12 protein-coding genes are annotated in these 16,117 nt (G+C 71.5%); 4 read left to right on the top strand and 8 right to left on the bottom strand.

What is annotated here, in order from left to right; all coding sequences use genetic code 11:
• Window positions 1–14 precede the first annotated feature (14 nt).
• Window positions 15–1,241, top strand: coding sequence for a helix-turn-helix domain-containing protein (locus ACWGI2_RS17260; protein WP_453696111.1), 1,227 nt, complete (start codon window positions 15–17; stop codon window positions 1,239–1,241).
• A gap of 132 nt (window positions 1,242–1,373) precedes the next feature.
• Here ACWGI2_RS17260 and sucD read toward each other — a convergent pair whose 3' ends face one another.
• From sucD to ACWGI2_RS17225, 7 genes are all read right to left on the bottom strand, one after another.
• Window positions 1,374–2,258 carry a succinate--CoA ligase subunit alpha gene (gene sucD / locus ACWGI2_RS17255; RefSeq protein ID WP_365862608.1) on the bottom strand — a complete coding sequence of 295 codons (885 nt, stop codon included), beginning with the start codon at window positions 2,256–2,258 and terminating at the stop codon, window positions 1,374–1,376.
• A 21-nt stretch (window positions 2,259–2,279) separates the two neighbouring features.
• Window positions 2,280–3,458, bottom strand: coding sequence for an ADP-forming succinate--CoA ligase subunit beta (sucC, locus tag ACWGI2_RS17250; protein ID WP_453696110.1), 1,179 nt, complete (start codon window positions 3,456–3,458; stop codon window positions 2,280–2,282).
• 329 nt (window positions 3,459–3,787) lie between these two features.
• On the bottom strand, window positions 3,788–4,693 hold the full coding sequence (locus ACWGI2_RS17245; RefSeq protein ID WP_453696108.1) for a hypothetical protein: 906 nt from the start codon (window positions 4,691–4,693) through the stop codon (window positions 3,788–3,790).
• Between the two features lie 112 nt (window positions 4,694–4,805).
• Entirely contained in the window at window positions 4,806–5,714 is a 909-nt protein-coding gene (locus ACWGI2_RS17240) for a hypothetical protein (protein WP_453696107.1), read from the bottom strand.
• 119 nt (window positions 5,715–5,833) lie between these two features.
• Complete coding sequence (locus ACWGI2_RS17235; RefSeq protein WP_453696106.1) at window positions 5,834–7,063, bottom strand: vWA domain-containing protein; 1,230 nt, start codon at window positions 7,061–7,063, stop codon at window positions 5,834–5,836.
• Window positions 7,063–9,504 carry a DUF5682 family protein gene (locus tag ACWGI2_RS17230; RefSeq protein WP_453696104.1) on the bottom strand — a complete coding sequence of 814 codons (2,442 nt, stop codon included), beginning with the start codon at window positions 9,502–9,504 and terminating at the stop codon, window positions 7,063–7,065. Before ACWGI2_RS17230 ends, ACWGI2_RS17235 begins: the two co-directional genes overlap by 1 nt.
• Before the next feature lie 75 nt (window positions 9,505–9,579).
• The gene (locus tag ACWGI2_RS17225; RefSeq protein ID WP_453696102.1) at window positions 9,580–10,734 is read right to left on the bottom strand and encodes an ATP-binding protein; all 1,155 of its coding nucleotides are present in this window, start codon (window positions 10,732–10,734) and stop codon (window positions 9,580–9,582) included.
• Window positions 10,735–10,889: 155 nt separating this feature from the next.
• Here ACWGI2_RS17225 and ACWGI2_RS17220 point away from each other — a divergent pair, with 155 nt between their 5' ends.
• The gene (locus ACWGI2_RS17220) at window positions 10,890–12,272 is read left to right on the top strand and encodes an SWIM zinc finger family protein (protein ID WP_453696100.1); all 1,383 of its coding nucleotides are present in this window, start codon (window positions 10,890–10,892) and stop codon (window positions 12,270–12,272) included.
• A gap of 276 nt (window positions 12,273–12,548) precedes the next feature.
• Window positions 12,549–14,225: a DUF5691 domain-containing protein gene (locus tag ACWGI2_RS17215; protein ID WP_453696099.1), complete on the top strand. Its 1,677-nt coding sequence runs from the start codon at window positions 12,549–12,551 to the stop codon at window positions 14,223–14,225.
• 68 nt (window positions 14,226–14,293) lie between these two features.
• Here ACWGI2_RS17215 and ACWGI2_RS17210 read toward each other — a convergent pair whose 3' ends face one another.
• Window positions 14,294–14,710, bottom strand: a complete 417-nt coding sequence (locus ACWGI2_RS17210; RefSeq protein WP_160506729.1) for a cobalamin B12-binding domain-containing protein — start codon at window positions 14,708–14,710, stop codon at window positions 14,294–14,296.
• Window positions 14,711–15,117: 407 nt separating this feature from the next.
• Between ACWGI2_RS17210 and ACWGI2_RS17205 the strand changes: the two genes are divergently transcribed.
• Window positions 15,118–15,978 carry a lipase family alpha/beta hydrolase gene (locus ACWGI2_RS17205; protein WP_453397381.1) on the top strand — a complete coding sequence of 287 codons (861 nt, stop codon included), beginning with the start codon at window positions 15,118–15,120 and terminating at the stop codon, window positions 15,976–15,978.
• Window positions 15,979–16,117 lie beyond the last annotated feature (139 nt).

Raw genomic sequence — 16,117 nt, 5'->3', positions numbered from 1 at the left:
GCGGAGAGTCCGACATGACCCAGAGCCCTGCCACCCCGTTGCCGTCCCCCAAGGAACGCCGGCGTCTGCGCGAGGCGAAGCACCTGAGCCAGGCCGAGATCGCCGCGAAGGTGGGCGTCACCCGGGAGACCGTCCGCTCCTGGGAGTCGGGCCGCTCGACTCCGAGCGGCCGCAGGCGTGGCATCTACGCGAAGCTGCTGGCCGAGATCGCGAACGAGCAGACGGTCGCCGACAAACCTTCCGTACGCCGCCCCAGCTGGGCCAAGGACCCGGATTCGGCCGTCGACACCAAGGGCGGCAAGTCCCCCGAGCGCATCCCGGTGGGCGCGGCGATGAACGGCCAAGCACCGCCCGAGCCGGTGGTACGCGCACCGGCCGTCGCCCGGCCCGAGCCGAAGCCCGAACCGATGCCCGAACCTGAGCCGTCCGCGCCCACGCCGGAGGCGACCCCCGCCGAAGCCTTCGACACGCTCTGCGCGGCCTGCGCCCCCGGCCTCGTACGCCAGACCTACCTCCTGACCGGCCGCCGCACCCTCGCCCAGGAATCCGTGGAGCGCGCCTTCCAGCTGGCCTGGCAGCGCTGGCCCGAGGTCGCCGTCGACCGTGACCCGGCGGGCTGGGTCCGCGCGGCGGCGTACGAGTACGCGATGTCCCCCTGGCACCGCCTCCGCCCCACCCACCGGCAGCCCGACGCCCCGCCCGCCGAGGCGGCCGACCGCGCCTTCCTCAAGGTGCTGATGAGCCTGCCGCCCGCGCAGCGCCGCACCCTCCTGCTCTACGACGGCGTCGGGCTCGACCTGCCCGAGACCGCGGCCGAGACGGAGGCGAGCACGCCCGCGGCGGCCAACCGTCTCCTCAACGCGCGCGAGACGATGACCGAGAAGCTTCCCGAACTCGCGGCGACGCCCGACGCCCTGACCCAGCGCCTCGGCGAACTCTGCAAGGCGGAGAAACTGCGCCCCCCGAACGCGGGCCGCGTACGCACCGGGAGCGAGCACCGCGCCCGGTTCTGGACCCGCACGGCGATCGCCTTCACCGCCCTGATCGTCGGCGCGACGGCCCTCACCCTGAGAACGGCCCCCACGCACTACGAGCCACCCCAGGCCCCGGGCACGGCCATCAGCGGCGTACCGCCCCGGATGGGCCCGGGCCACCTGACGTACGCGGACCAGATCCTCCACAAGAAGCTGCGCGAGGACTTGTCGAGCGGCCCGGAGAGACTGACGCCGGAGGCGAGATGAGGAGCGCCCCGTAAGGGGCGCGGGGAACTGCGCGACCAGCCACAGGCGGCCTGCGGACAAAGAAAAGTGGGCCCGCATCTCACGTAAGAGAGATGCGGGCCCACCTTCAACAGCTCAGGCCAAGCTAAAACTTCAGCCGGCCAGAATCGCCCGCGCCAGCTTCGCCGTCTCGGTCGGCGTCTTGCCGACCTTGACGCCCGCAGCCTCAAGCGCTTCCTTCTTCGCGGCAGCCGTACCGGAGGAGCCGGAGACGATGGCGCCGGCGTGGCCCATGGTCTTGCCCTCGGGCGCGGTGAAGCCGGCGACGTAGCCGACGACCGGCTTCGTCACGTTGGCCTTGATGTAGTCCGCCGCACGCTCCTCGGCGTCGCCGCCGATCTCGCCGATCATGACGATCAGGTCGGTGTCGGGGTCGGCCTCGAACGCCTCGAGGGCGTCGATGTGCGTCGTGCCGATGACGGGGTCGCCACCGATGCCGACGGCCGAGGAGAAGCCGATGTCACGGAGCTCGTACATCATCTGGTACGTCAGCGTGCCGGACTTCGAGACCAGGCCGATGCGGCCCGGCTTCGTGATGTCGCCCGGGATGATGCCGGCGTTCGACTGGCCCGGGGTGATGAGACCGGGGCAGTTCGGGCCGATGATGCGGGTCTTGTTGCCCTTCGACTTCGCGTACGCCCAGAAGGCGGCGGAGTCGTGGACGGCGATGCCCTCGGTGATGACGACGGCGAGGGGGATCTCGGCGTCGATCGCCTCGACGACGGCGGCCTTGGAGAAGGCCGGCGGCACGAAGAGGACGGAGACGTTGGCGCCCGTCTTCTCCATCGCCTCGGCGACGGTGCCGAAGACCGGTACCTCGGTGCCGTCGAAGTCGACGGACGTGCCGGCCTTGCGCGGGTTCACGCCGCCGACGATGTTGGTGCCGTCACCCAGCATGAGCTTGGTGTGCTTCATGCCCGTGGCACCGGTCATGCCCTGGACGATGACCTTGCTGTCCTTGTTGAGGAAGATAGCCATGGCTGTTCTGTCCCTCGTCCCTTACTTCGCGGCCGCGAGCTCGGCGGCCTTGTCGGCCGCGCCGTCCATGGTGTCCACGCGCTGCACGAGCGGGTGGTTGGCGTCGCTCAGGATCTTGCGACCCAGCTCCGCGTTGTTGCCGTCGAGGCGCACGACCAGGGGCTTGGTGACTTCCTCGCCCTTGGACTTGAGGAGCTCGAGCGCCTGGACGATGCCGTTGGCGACCTCGTCACAGGCGGTGATGCCACCGAAGACGTTGACGAAGACGGACTTGACGTCCGGGTCGCCGAGGATGATCTCCAGGCCGTTCGCCATGACCTCGGCCGAAGCGCCGCCGCCGATGTCGAGGAAGTTGGCCGGCTTGACGTTGTCGTGCGCCTCACCGGCGTACGCGACGACATCCAGGGTCGACATGACCAGACCGGCACCGTTACCGATGATGCCGACCTCGCCGTCGAGCTTCACGTAGTTGAGGTTCTTGGCCTTGGCAGCAGCCTCGAGCGGGTTGGCTGCGTCCTTGTCCTCAAGGGCGGCGTGGTCGGCCTGGCGGAAGTCGGCGTTCTCGTCGAGCGAGACCTTGCCGTCAAGGGCCAGGATGCGGCCGTCCTTGGTCTTGACGAGGGGGTTGACCTCGACGAGGAGCGCGTCCTCGGCGACGAAGGTGTCCCACAGGGTCACCATCGCCTCGGCGACGCCCTCGGCCACCTCGGCCGGGAACTTCGCCTGGGCCACGATCTCGCGGGCCTTCTCGATGTTCACGCCCTCGACGGCGTTGACCGGGACCTTCGCGAGGGCCTCGGGGGTCTTCTCCGCGACCTCCTCGATGTCCATGCCGCCCTGCACCGACGCCATGGCGAGGAAGGTGCGGTTGGTGCGGTCGAGGAGGTACGAGACGTAGTACTCCGCCTCGATCTCGGGAGACAGCTCGGCGATCATCACCTTGTGGACCGTGTGGCCCTTGATGTCCATCCCGAGGATGTCCGTCGCGCGAGCGACCGCCTCGTCGGGGTTGTCGGCCAGCTTCACGCCGCCGGCCTTGCCGCGGCCACCGACCTTCACCTGCGCCTTGACGACCGACTTGCCGCCCAGTCGTTCGGTGGCCTCGCGCGCCGCCTCAGGCGTGTCGATGACTTCACCGGCCAGCACCGGTACACCGTGCTTGGCGAAGAGGTCCCTCGCCTGGTACTCGAACAGGTCCACGCGCGTCCGTCCCTTTTCCGTGATCTCGCTGCGATCTCGCTGCTTTGTGGTCAGCTGTCTGCGTGGGCGTGCCGCGGAGGGCAACGTGACTGCGCTGTCACAAGGGAGGCGTAGGACGGAGTCCGGTACGCGGCATGTCCGTCTCGCAGGTTATCGCCGTGGGCCGTTGGTCCCTAAATCACAGATCACATTTGGGCGGTGATGACTGTCACAGATCGCGGATGCGGACAGAGGGGGGCGGCCCCTGTGGTGACAGGGACCGCCCGTTTGCTCCTGTTACGGCTGGTGAAGCCACAGACCGCGCCGCCGCACGGCTGCCGCTCCCGCCGTCAGAGGTGCAGGTAGCTCGGGGTCACCGAGTCGGCCACGCCCTGGACGCCCGTGACGGCGTTCCCGGCGAGGGACTGCGCGTCGGGGGTGACGGTGCCCGTCAGGTCCTGCGCGAAGGGCGAGACCTGGCCGGCGACGCCGTGCGCGAAGGGGTGGACGTCGCCAGTGACGCCGTACGCGAGCTCTTCCGCGCTGCCGCCGACACCGTGCACGACGGGCCGCACCTGGTCGGTGACGGTCTGTGCGACGGTTTGCACGAGCGGCGAGACCGAGCCGACGACACCGCCCGCGAAGGGCTGTACGTCATCGCTGACGACCCCCTGGGCGAACGGCGGGACCTCGCCGACGACACCGCCCGCGAACGGCTGTACGTCGCCGGCCACGCCCTGCGCCAGGTAACCGGCGTCGCCGACGGCCTGCCCGGCGACCGGCACGGCACCGTCCACTGCGGTGGCGGCGACGGGCGGCAGCACGGCTGCGGCGGTCTCGTCGGCGATGGGGGTGGCGGTCTTCGTGGCGGTCGCGGGGGCATCCGTCGCGGCGGCTTCGACCTCGGGGGCGAAGGCGGAGAGCGGGCCGAAGAGGTAGTCGACGGAGTCTTCGGGGGTGGTGACGTCGGAGGTGGTGACGTCCGGGGTGTCGACTGCGGGGGCGGGGGCCTTGGGGAGGTCGGCCTTGGGGGCGGCGGCCTTCGCTTCGGTGACGGTGGACTTCGCCTCGGCGATGGTGGACTTCACCTCGCCCTTGACGTCGGCGACATCGGCGACCGTGTCGGACGCGTTGTCCGGCAGGGCGACGGAGTGCTGCTGCGGCAGCTCGTCCGCGCTGGCCGCGGCGGAACCGAGAGCCCAGGCGCCCGTGACACCGGCGGCTATGACGATGGAACGACGGATGTTCTTGTTCATGCGTGCTTCAGATCCTTCGAACTCTGGCTGTGAATCCGACCCGGATACGTCCGGTCGGCGGGCAGACCTTTGCCACCCCCGCGCGGCAGGTCTTCGCGGGGAAAGGGCTGCCCTAGCCAGGGAATTCGGGAATGTCCCGGTGTCGTTCGCGGATCGGCACGGGAACCTGACCGGCCCCGGCACCCTGCAGAAGCCGCACCGGCGCCCGGCTGTCCAGCGAGGCGGCACACGGATCGCCGTGCCGCGTCGAGCCACCGTCACCGGCCGACTGCCCGCCCAGCGTCCGCGCGGGATCACCGGGCGCGGACGGGAACGGGGTCGGGGATGGGGACGGCTCGTACCCGGTGCGGTGCGCGCCGCCCGAGCCGCGGTCGCCGCTGATACCTGTGCGAGTGCCGGTACCTGTGCCGTACGAGGACTCAGCCCGCGCCCGAGCAGTCGCCTCGCTCTGACCGGCGCGAGGTGACTGAGGCTCAACGCCGACATCCGCGCCATCACCAACGCCATCGCCCGTGCCACTGCCAGAGCCAGAACCAGGCTCCGGCAGCTCAGGCACGCCGGGGACGGTGGGGATGCTGGGAACGGTGGGCCTCTCGGGGAAGTCAGGGAAAGCCGGCGCCTCGGGCAGCGCCCGCTGCGACGCACCCCCGAGAACTCCGGTGGCCCCGTCCACGACCGGCCGCACAGCACCCCGCGCGTCCCGAACCACGGGCTCGGCGGCACCGGCCACGGGCTCGACAGCAGCGCGCCGCACGTCATCAGCCCTGTTCGCGCCCTCACGCGCGGTCCCGGCCACCCGCTCACGCACCGGTTCCGCCGACCGCACCGGTTCCGCCGACCGCGCCGACTCCGCACGCCCCGGAGCCGGCACACCGTCCGCCGCATGCGCGCGCTCGCCGCAGAGGAAACCCAGGGCGAGCAACCCGGCCAGCACCAGCACCACTTGCAGCGCACGCCGCCCGGCCACGGCGCGCAGCATGCGCACAGCGGCATCGGGCAGAACGACTGCTGCGGAAGTCAAGACGAGGAGGTTCCTCTACTGGGCCGGGCGGGGCCCGGAGCGGTACACGGAGCGCGACACTCCGGGAGTGAAGCCCGCCGATCCTCGCACGGGCCGCCCGCCTTCGCGCAAGTCCCCTGTTATCGATGCGTATTCATGTCCGGTATGGGCAGAGGGCGCTTCTCGATCGCCGCTGCCATCACCTCCGGGAAGAGGTCGGGGGTGCAGGCGAAGGCGGGTGCGTCGAGCGCCGAGAGCGCCGCCGCGTGTTCGCGGTCGTACGCGGGTGTCCCCTCGTCGGAGAGCGCGAGCAGCGTCACGAACTGCACGCCGGACGCCTTCATCGCCGCGACCCGCTTCAGCATCTCGTTGCGTATGCCCCCTTCGTAGAGGTCGCTGATGAGGACGACGATGGTGTCGGCGGGCCGGGTGATCTGCGACTGGCAGTACGCGAGCGCCCGGTTGATGTCGGTCCCGCCTCCCAGCTGTGTGCCGAACAGGACGTCCACCGGGTCGTCGAGCTGATCGGTGAGGTCGACGACATTCGTGTCGAAGACGACGAGCCGCGTGTTGAGCGACCGCATCGAACCGAGCACCGCTCCGAACACCGAGGCGTAGACGACGGACGCGGCCATCGAGCCCGACTGGTCGATGCAGAGGATGACCTCCTTCTTCACGGACTGCGATGCCCGTCCGTACCCGATGAGGCGCTCGGGCACGATCGTCTTGTATTCCGGCAGGTAGTTCTTGAGGTTGACCGCGATCGTGCGGTTCCAGTCGATGTCATGGTGGCGCGGCCTGCTGACGCGGGCGCTGCGGTCGAGCGCCCCGGTGAGGGTGGCGCGGGTTCGCGTGGCGAGCCGCTTCTCCAGGTCCTCGACGACCTTGCGTACGACGGCTCGCGCGGTCTCCTTGGTGGTCTCCGGCATGGCTTTGTTGAGGGAGAGGAGCGTCCCGACCAGATGCACGTCGGCCTCCACGGCCTCCAGCATCTCGGGCTCCAGGAGGAGGGTGGACAGTCCCAGCCGCTCGATGGCGTCACGCTGCATGACCTGAACGACGGAGGAGGGGAAGTAGGTCCGTATGTCCCCGAGCCAGCGCGACACGGACGGCGCCGACGCCCCGAGCCCCGCCGAACGTTCCCGCCCCCGCTCCTTCTTCCCCGCATCCCCTCCCCCATAGAGCGCGCCGAGCGCCCCGTCCATGGCCGCGTCCCGCCCCCCGAGCTCACACCCGGCCCCGTCGGCCGACCCTCCTCCCAGCACAAGCCGCCACCGCCGCATCCGCTCCTCTACGGGGTCCAACGCCTGGCCGCTCCCCGCTTCCGAGGCCACACCCCGACCGGCGACCGTTGTCACGTCCTGCGTCATCAGCCCACCCCCACAAGCCCGTTACCGTCACCGACACTCGCCTCGGCCCCACACTCGGCCCCAGCCCCGGGACCGGGACCGAGCCCAACCCCCAACAGCAGACTCAGCACCGGCAGCACCGCGTCCGCGCGCTCGCCGTCCAGTTCCTGTCCGAAGCCAGGTATCCCGCCGGCCACGGTCGAGCCGGAGCCGCCGCCCGCCGCAGGCCCACGCCGCACCAGCTCGCCGAGCGTCCGCCGCACTCCCGGTTCGTACGCCGAGAAGGTGCGCCGCAGCAGTGGCAGAACGTCGGTGAAGGCGCGGTCGGGGACGCCCGTCAGCCAGTCGTCGACAAGACCGAGCAGGCGCTCGTCGTGCACGAGCAACATGCCGCCCCCTGACCCACCGCCCACGAACCCCTCGATCCAGGCGGCGGCTTCAGCGGGTTCGGTCCCTCGTGACAGGGCGAGCCCCATGAACCGAGCGGCCTCGCCCTCGGCCAATTCCCCGCCGTCCATCAGGAGCCGGACGCACCGCCCCCGCACCACCCCCGCAACGCTGTCCCGCTCCCCCAGCACCCTCAACACGGAGTACCACCGCCCCCGCATACCGGCGCCCAGTGGAGTCACACGCGGGCCGGACATCCCCTCATCCACCGGCCCGGCGCCCAGCTCCCCCAGCAGGCCCACCGCCTGGTGAACCGCGTCCACATGACCCCGCATCTCGAGCGCCGCGTCCTGGTCGAGCCCCGCACACGCAGGCGGCAGCCCGACGAACACCCGCTCGGCCAGGCCCACAGCCACCTCGCCCAGCGCGGCCGTGTCCGTGCCCCGCACGTCCCCGTACCGAAGCGACCGCACCAACGCGGGCAACGCCTGTGCCAGGTGGCCGACATCCGCGTCCAGTGCCGCCCGGTCGGCGAGGACCCGCATCACCACAGGCAACGCGTCCGGCAACTCGGCCAGCAGACACCGCTCGGCCAACGCCGTCACGTCAGCCAGCGCGCGGGCCCCGATGGCATCGGACTCCGCCCGCGCGGTGGCCGCCGCCACCACGGTCGTCCCCCACACCCCCGCCTCCGCCACCCGCACGGAAAGCTCCGGCTCCCACCGCAGCCGCCAGGTCTCCCGGAACGTACCCGTACTCCCCCGTGACTCGGCCGGCTCGCCCCAGCCGATCCCGAGCAGCCGGAGGCGGTGCAGCAGCCTGCTGCGCACCGCGTCCGTGTCCTTGCGCAGATCCAGCTCCAACTCCCGCTCAAGCGCCTCTGGTTTGAGCCTGAGCTTCCGCTGGAGGCGGGTGAGATCGCGCTGCAACGGCACCGCCGGCGCCGAGTCCGGCACCTCCCCGAGGACATCCCCGACGACGAGCTTGTCGTGCACGAGGGAGAGCGGCACATCGGATCCCTCGCACATCACCGCCCGGATCGCGTCCGTCATCTCGGTGAGCCCCGGCAGCGGACGCCCCCGCATCGCGGCGAGCGTGTCCGCGAGCCGTACCGCCTCGATGACATGCGCGGACGACACAAGCCTGTCCTCGTCCCGGAGGAGCCGAGCGACCTTGGTCAGCCATCGCTCGACGGGCCGGTCGGGCGCGCTGAACAGGTGCCCGTACCAACCGGGTGACGCGATCCCCGCGCCGTATCCACTGGCCCGGGAGAGGCGGCGGTGCGTCCAGGGCACCCAGGTCATGTCGACCTTCACCTTGGGCAGCCCCTTGAGCAGCGCCCGGTCGGCCGCCACGGTCACCTTCTGCCGCAGCGCGGGCACATGCCAGGCCCCGCACACGACCGCGACGTCGTCCGCACCGAACTCCCGCTGTGCGGTACGGATTTGGATCCGCATGTACGCCTCGCGCACCAGGTCACGGTCATGCCCGCCGGACCCGTACTCCTCGCGCAGCACCCCCATGGCCTCGCCCAGCGCGTCGAACGGCGCGAACGCGTCCCCGCCCGCACCCCGGTGCTCGACGACGTCCTCCCACCACCGCTCGGGATCGTCGTACCCGGCGGTCTCGGCCAGCACCGCGAGCGGATCGATCCGCACCGCGTCCGCGTCCACGTCCGTGTCGCCCGGAGCTCCGGGTTCGCCCGCCTCCTGCTCCGGCCTCGCCAGCGCATGCGCCGCCGGAAGATCCATGAAGCGGACCGGCACCCCGGCCCCCGCCGCCCACTTGATCGCGACCCACTCCGGCGAGAACTCCGCCAGCGGCCAGAACGCCGACCGTCCCGGCTCGTCCACCACGTGCGCGAGCAGCGCGACCGGCGGCCGCATCCCCTCGTCCGCCGCGAGCGCCACAAGTCCGTCGGCCTCCGGTGGTCCCTCGATCAGCAGTACGCGTGGCGCGCCCTCATCGAGCGCGGCCCGCACCGCACGCGCCGACCCCGGCCCGTGATGCCGCACCCCGAGCAGCAACGGCCCCTCGCCAGCCCGAGTCGTCGTCCCCCGCACCACGTCGCTCATGTCCGCCCCTCCCCTTCTCACGCGAACCAGCCACCGTCACACCCACACCCGGCACACCCGGGCCGCCCCAGTCCGTCACGCACTCACCTCACGGCACGCGCGGTAGAAGTCCTTCCAGCCGTCACGCTCGCGGACCACCGCCTCCAGGTACTCCTGCCAGATCACCCGGTCCGCCGCCGGGTCACGGACGACCGCGCCGAGGATGCCCGCCGCGACATCGCCCGGCCGCAGCACGCCGTCCCCGAAGTGGGCCGCCAGGGCGAGGCCGTTGGTCACGACGGATATCGCCTCGGCCGTCGAAAGCGTGCCGCTGGGCGACTTCACCTTCGTACGCCCGTCTGCCGTGACCCCGTCCCGCAGCTCGCGGAAGACGGTGACGACGCGGCGTATCTCGTCGATCCCCTCGGGCCCGGACGGCAGATCGAGCGAGCGCCCGATCTGGTCGACGCGGCGCGAGACGATGTCGACCTCGGCGTCGGCGCTCTCCGGCAGCGGAAGGACCACCGTGTTGAAGCGGCGGCGCAGCGCGCTCGACAGGTCGTTGACCCCGCGGTCGCGGTTGTTGGCCGTGGCGATGAGGTTGAAGCCTCGTACGGCCTGCACCTCCTGGCCCAACTCCGGTATGGGAAGGGTCTTTTCCGACAGGATCGTGATCAGCGTGTCCTGTACGTCCGCGGGGATGCGGGTCAACTCCTCGACGCGCGCCGTCATGCCGTCCGACATGGCCCGCATGACGGGGCTCGGCACCAGCGCGTCGCGGCTCGGGCCGTGCGCGAGCAGCTGCGCGTAGTTCCAGCCGTACCGGATCGCCTCCTCCGGCGTGCCGGCCGTGCCCTGCACGAGCAGCGTCGAGTCTCCGCTGACGGCGGCCGCCAGATGCTCGGACACCCATGTCTTCGCGGTGCCGGGCACGCCGAGCAGAAGCAGGGCGCGGTCCGTGGCGAGGGTGGTGACGGCGACCTCGACGATGCGGCGCGGCCCCACGTACTTCGGCGAGATCACCGTCCCGTCGGGCAGCGTGCCGCCGAGCAGATACGTCGCGACCGCCCATGGCGAGAGCCGCCAGCGGGCAGGCCGGGGCCGGTCGTCCTGCGCGGCGAGCGCGGCCAGTTCGGCGGCGAAGGCATGCTCGGCATGCGGCCGCAGCGCCTCCGCCTCCCCCGCGGGTTCGTTCTCGGCCGTCGGGTTTGTCGAGTTTGTCGAGGTCGTCGAGTCGACGGACACGGTCATGGAGCGATCCCCCTCCAACTCGTCCGGACGCATCTGGCCCGGATGTGATTCCTACCGTGCACCACGCCACTGACAATCGCCCCTCGCGCCCCGCTGACCTGCACGAACACCGAGCGCGGGGTCGATTGTCAGTGGCGGGATCTACCTTCGATGACATGACTCAGCAGGGGGTGCGCTGGACGGCGGATCAGGTGCTGGCCCTGGCGCCTGACGCCCCGTCACGCAAGGCGGGAAGCAAACTCGGCGTCGCCGGCCCATGGTCGGAGGCGGGCAGTTCGGGCGAGGGGACGGTGTGGGGACTGTGCAAGGGAAGTGGCAGCAAGCCGTATCAGACGGTCGTCGACATCGCGGACATCACCGGCGCGGCCGGCCCGGCGTACAAGTGCAGTTGTCCGAGCCGGAAGTTCCCGTGCAAGCACGCGCTGGGGCTGCTTCTGCTCTGGGCGGGCGGGGACGGGACAGTCGGCGCGGTGCCGGACGCGCGGCCGCCGGAGTGGGCGGAGGAATGGCTGGCGGGGCGCCGTAAAAGAGCGGAGACGAAGCGGACTTCGGACGCTGAGCCCAGCTCACCGGTCGCCGATCCCGAGGCGGCACGCCGCAGGGCGGAGCGGCGGGCCGAGCGGGTCACGGCGGGGGTGACGGAGCTGGAGCAGCGCCTCTCCGATCTGCTGCGGGGCGGTATAGCCGCCGCCGAGCAGATGGGGTATGGACTGTGGGAGGAGACGGCGGCCCGCATGGTCGACGCGCAGGCGCCTGGACTGGCCGCGCGGGTGCGGGAGTTGGGGGCCATTCCCTCCTCCGGGCCCGGCTGGCCGGTGCGGATGCTGGAGGAGTGCGCGCTCCTCCACCTCCTCGACCAGGGCTGGCTGCACCGCGAGCGACTGCCGGACGCCCTGGCGGCCACGGTCCGCTCCCGCATAGGCCTGCCCGCACCGGCGGATGGCCCGCCGACGCGTGACAACTGGCTGGTGCTCGCGCAGTACGACAGAGCGGACAGCAAGCTCACCACCCGCCGGATATGGCTGTACGGCGCGGAGTCCGGGCGGACGGCCCTGCTCCTGTCGTACGGAGCCGCGGGCCGCGCACCGGCGCTCGCGCTGCCGGTGGGCCTCGCGCTGGACGCCGAGCTGACCTCGTATCCGGGCGCCGGGCAGTTGCGGGCCGACCTGGGCGAGCAATTCGGCGCTCCCACGCCGACAGCCACCCGGCCGCCTGGCGTACGAACGGAAGAGGCCGCGCGCCGCTACGGAGAGGTGCTTCGAGAGGACCCCTGGCTGGATTCCTGGCCGGTGGCGCTGAGCGAAGTCATACCGACCCCACACCCGGGGTCCTCCCCCGACAGCTGGCAACTGGCGGACGCGGGAGGCGACATGGCCCTGCCCATCACCGCTTCCACGGCGTCTCAAGCGGGCCTGTGGCGGTTGGTGGCACTCTCTGGAGGCGCTCCGGTGACGGTCTTCGGCGAGTGTGGCCACAAGGGCTTCACCCCTCTGACGGCCTGGCCACGCGGAGCGGGAGAGGCGGTGGCCCTGTGCTGACCACCACGGGGTGGCACCGCCGCCGGGTCCACTCGGCACACAGCGGGTCCCCGTAATGCCGCAGCACCACAACGCCCTCCGACAGCCCCAGGACGGCACATCCAAGGCAGCAGATCCAAACGAAGAACGCGAGAGACCTGAAGGACCCGAAGGGCACGAAGCGCCTGAAGGACCCGTAGGACCCGAAGGATCGGCGCGACCGGCGACACCAGCGAGACCGGCGACACCGGCGACACCGGAAAGGCCGGAGAGAACCCGTCCGGGAGAGGAGTCCACATGACCGGCACCACCGCACTCACCGAAGCGACCGTCACCCCCTGGGAAGACCTGGTCACCGCCGCGCTCCTCGGCACCGACCGTCGCACGCCCCCCGTACGCACCCAGGACAAGGACGCGCCGACCGCCCTCCTCGACGCGGCCGCGGTGCAGACCGTGCGGCGCAGAGCCGGGCTGACCCCCGCGCCCGCCGCCGCGCCTCCCGAGCCCGCGGCGGACGACCCCAGGCCCCTGGTGCCGCCCTCGGCGCGGCGCAGGCTCGCCACGCTGCTGACCGATCACCCCGGAGCGAGCAGCGGCGGCCGCCGGGGAGCGGTGCCCGACCTCATGGAACTGCTGCCCCAGTGGCTGGCGTTGGCCAACGACCGCGGCTTCGCGGCGCCGCCCGAGCTGCTTCCAGCCCTCCTGAACGCGGCCCGCGGGCGCACGGATCTCAGGCCGCAGGCCCTCGCCTTCGCGGGCCCGCGGGCCCTGTGGCTCGCGCGGCTCAACCCGGACTGGAAGTTCGCACTCCGCTCCACTCCGGGCGGCGGCGTGGCCCTGCCCGCCCCGGAGGACACGGCCCAGGTCCAACAGCTCTGGGAAGAGGGCCTGTTCGCCGAGCGCGTCGCCCTGCTCGGCGCGGTGCGGTCCCATGACCCGGCCGCCGCACGGGACCTGCTCGCCTCCACCTGGAGCACGGAGCGGGCGGAGGACCGCCTGATGTTCCTCGACTCCCTGCGCACCCACCTGGGCGACGCCGACGAGCCGTTCCTGGAGCAGGCCCTCACCGACCGCAGCCGCAATGTCCGCGCCACGGCGGCCGAGCTCCTCTCCGCGCTCCCCTCGTCCGCCCTCGCCGCGCGGATGGCGGACCGGGCGGCGTCCTGCGTGGCCATCGACCACGCGCAGGGCACGAAGAGCATGCCGACGCTCACCGTCGAGGCGCCGCACGAGTGCGACGCGGGCATGGAGCGCGACGGGGTCACCCCGAAGCCGCCGGCAGGACGGGGAGAACGCTCCTGGTGGCTGGGTCAGTTGGTGGAGGCGGCCCCGCTCGGCACCTGGCCGGAGCGGCTCGGTGGCCGTACGCCCGCCGAGATCGTGGCGCTTCCCGTGGCCGACGACTGGCAGAGCGAGCTGCACGCCGCGTGGTGCCGCGCGGCCGTGCGGCAGCGCGACGCGATCTGGTCCCGGGCGCTGCTCGGGTCCCCCTCGTCCCCCGATGCGGCGGGGCCCGGCGCGGCTTCGCTCGCCGAGCGCGCGAAGCTCCTCGCCGCGCTGTCTGCCGGGGAGCGGGCGGACTGGGTCGCGGGGTTCATCGCGACGCACGGCCTGTCCGAGGCGTTCCAGCTGCTCGGCGTGTGCGCGCTGCCCTGGTCGGAGCCGCTGGGCCGGGCGGTGGTGGACGCGCTGAACATCGCGCGGGACGCCGGGAGTTACCCGTGGAGCTTCAGCGGGGTGATGGGCCTGGCCGAGCGCTGCCTGGACCCGGCGGAGGCGGTCCGTCTCGACGTACTGACCGCGATACCGGACGAGCCGGAGGACGCGTCCCCCGGCGCGGGCGGCTACTGGTCGGAGGCCTTCCAGCGCCTGGTCAGTACGTTGCGTCTACGCGCGGCGATGCGGGCGGAGCTGGGTGCGGAGCCCGGAGAACCGGGCGCGGCACCGGAAGTGACGGAGGTGCCGTCATCTTAGGCACCCCCATCAAGCAGCCGAGGCGGCCGGAAACCTTCACCGCCGCCCCCTCCGCGGACCGACGCCCGTCAGGCCCCGGCCGGCTGGCGGACGTTCGCCCGGACCCAGTCCACGATCGATGCCGTCGTCGCCCCGGGAGTGAAGATCTCCGCGACGCCCTTCTCCTTGAGCGGCGCGATGTCCGCCTCGGGGATGATGCCGCCACCAAAGACCTTGATGTCCTCGGCGTCGCGCTCCTTGAGAAGCTCGATCACGCGCGCGAAGAGCGTGTTGTGGGCGCCGGAGAGGATGGACAGGCCGATCGCGTCGGCGTCCTCCTGGATCGCGGTGTCCACGACCTGCTCGGGCGTCTGGTGCAGGCCGGTGTAGATGACCTCCATACCCGCGTCACGCAGTGCCCTCGCGATCACCTTGGCTCCGCGATCATGACCGTCGAGACCCGGTTTGGCCACCACCACGCGGATCGGTCCGGCTGCCACACCCATCACTGCCTCCATGTACCGATATCCATCTGTTCAAGCACTGGCACCCCGTGCCGCACCGGCCGGGGAAGTGAACGAACGTTATCCCCAGCATCTCGCACCCGGCAGTTTCACGGTGGAGAGCGAGGGGGAAATCACACGATGGGACACGTTCGCTGCGCGCCACTCCCGTATCCAGCGGTATACGGACCGTTTCGGGGACGGCGCAAGGGGAGCCGCAACGAGGTCGCCGTGCCACCGCGCCGTCAGCCGCACGCCGCGGTGATGCGGCGCATCGGCGATCGCGCCGGTATGCGGGGCGCCATCGGCGCTGACCACGCGCCGCTGCCGTACGACCTCGCTCACGCCTCCCCACTACGGGCACACGGGGGACAGAGCCGTCCTCCCGCGTGCCGACCGGGAGGTCGACCATGACCATCACGAGGGTCCTGCCCTTTCGCCCGCCCTGCTTCCAGCTGCCCGCCAGACTGGCGGGGCTCTCCGTGGCTCTGCTGAAGGCGACCGCACTGGAGGTGGCGATCCTCGCCGGCCACCTCCTCCTCTACCCCTCGGGCATCGCCCAGGAACGCAGGATCATCTCCGAACTGCCGTCTCCCGACGCCCCCCGGCTCCCCGCGGAAAGCCGGCCGCCGGTCGTCCTCCTGCACGGCTTCATCGACAACCGCTCGGTCTTCGTCCTCCTGCGCCGCTCCCTGGCCCAGCACGGCGGCCAGCACGTGGAGTCCCTCAACTACTCCCCCCTCACCTGCGACATCCGCACCGCCGCCGAGTTGCTCGGCCGCCACATAGAGGAGATCTGCGAGCGCACGGGCCACCACCAGGTGGACATCGTCGGGCACAGCCTCGGCGGCCTGATAGCCCGCTATTACGCGCAGCGCCTCGGCGGCGACGAGCGCGTCCGCACACTGGTCACCCTCGGTACCCCACACGAGGGAACGCGGGTCGTGCCGCTGGCCGACGCGCACCCGATCGTGCGCCAGATGCGCCCCGGATCGGACGTGATCGAGGAGCTGCGCGAGCCCGCCCCGGGCTGCCGGACCCGCTTCGTGAGCTTCTGGAGCGATCTCGACCAGCTGATGGCTCCGCTCGAGACGGCCTGCGTCAACCACCCCGATCTGATCGCACAGAACGTACGTGTCTCCGGTATCGGTCATCTCGCCCTGCCCGTGCACCCCGCGGTCGCCGCCGGAATCCGTCAGGCCCTCGATCTGGCAGCACCGGCGACGGGGACCCCCGCGACAGGTACCGAGAACGGTCTGACCGTGGCCTGAGGAGTAGTTCCCGCACCCCGCAGCGGGGGCAATTTGTCGAACGGAGCTCGAACGCAGGGCCAAGGCTGTGCCCGCAGTCCGCCGAAAGGCGGCCGAATGCCCGTTTCCTGAGAGCGTGAAACCTGCCGAAGATTGTCGC

The sequence above is a fragment of the Streptomyces sp. NPDC054866 genome (assembly GCF_053610745.1).
The sequence above is the reverse complement of the archived record's forward strand: the minus strand, read 5'-3'. Positions and strand labels throughout refer to the sequence as shown.

What these genes read in the sequence shown, in the direction of transcription:
- ACWGI2_RS17260 (WP_453696111.1), top strand. Translation starts at nt 15, where the DNA reads ATGACCCAGAGCCCTGCCACCCCGTTGCCGTCCCCCAAGGAACGCCGG.
- sucD (WP_365862608.1), bottom strand. Translation starts at nt 2,258, where the DNA reads ATGGCTATCTTCCTCAACAAGGACAGCAAGGTCATCGTCCAGGGCATG.
- ACWGI2_RS17245 (WP_453696108.1), bottom strand. Translation starts at nt 4,693, where the DNA reads ATGAACAAGAACATCCGTCGTTCCATCGTCATAGCCGCCGGTGTCACG.
- ACWGI2_RS17235 (WP_453696106.1), bottom strand. Translation starts at nt 7,063, where the DNA reads ATGACGCAGGACGTGACAACGGTCGCCGGTCGGGGTGTGGCCTCGGAA.
- ACWGI2_RS17230 (WP_453696104.1), bottom strand. Translation starts at nt 9,504, where the DNA reads ATGAGCGACGTGGTGCGGGGGACGACGACTCGGGCTGGCGAGGGGCCG.
- ACWGI2_RS17225 (WP_453696102.1), bottom strand. Translation starts at nt 10,734, where the DNA reads ATGACCGTGTCCGTCGACTCGACGACCTCGACAAACTCGACAAACCCG.
- ACWGI2_RS17220 (WP_453696100.1), top strand. Translation starts at nt 10,890, where the DNA reads ATGACTCAGCAGGGGGTGCGCTGGACGGCGGATCAGGTGCTGGCCCTG.
- ACWGI2_RS17215 (WP_453696099.1), top strand. Translation starts at nt 12,549, where the DNA reads ATGACCGGCACCACCGCACTCACCGAAGCGACCGTCACCCCCTGGGAA.
- ACWGI2_RS17210 (WP_160506729.1), bottom strand. Translation starts at nt 14,710, where the DNA reads ATGGGTGTGGCAGCCGGACCGATCCGCGTGGTGGTGGCCAAACCGGGT.
- ACWGI2_RS17205 (WP_453397381.1), top strand. Translation starts at nt 15,118, where the DNA reads ATGACCATCACGAGGGTCCTGCCCTTTCGCCCGCCCTGCTTCCAGCTG.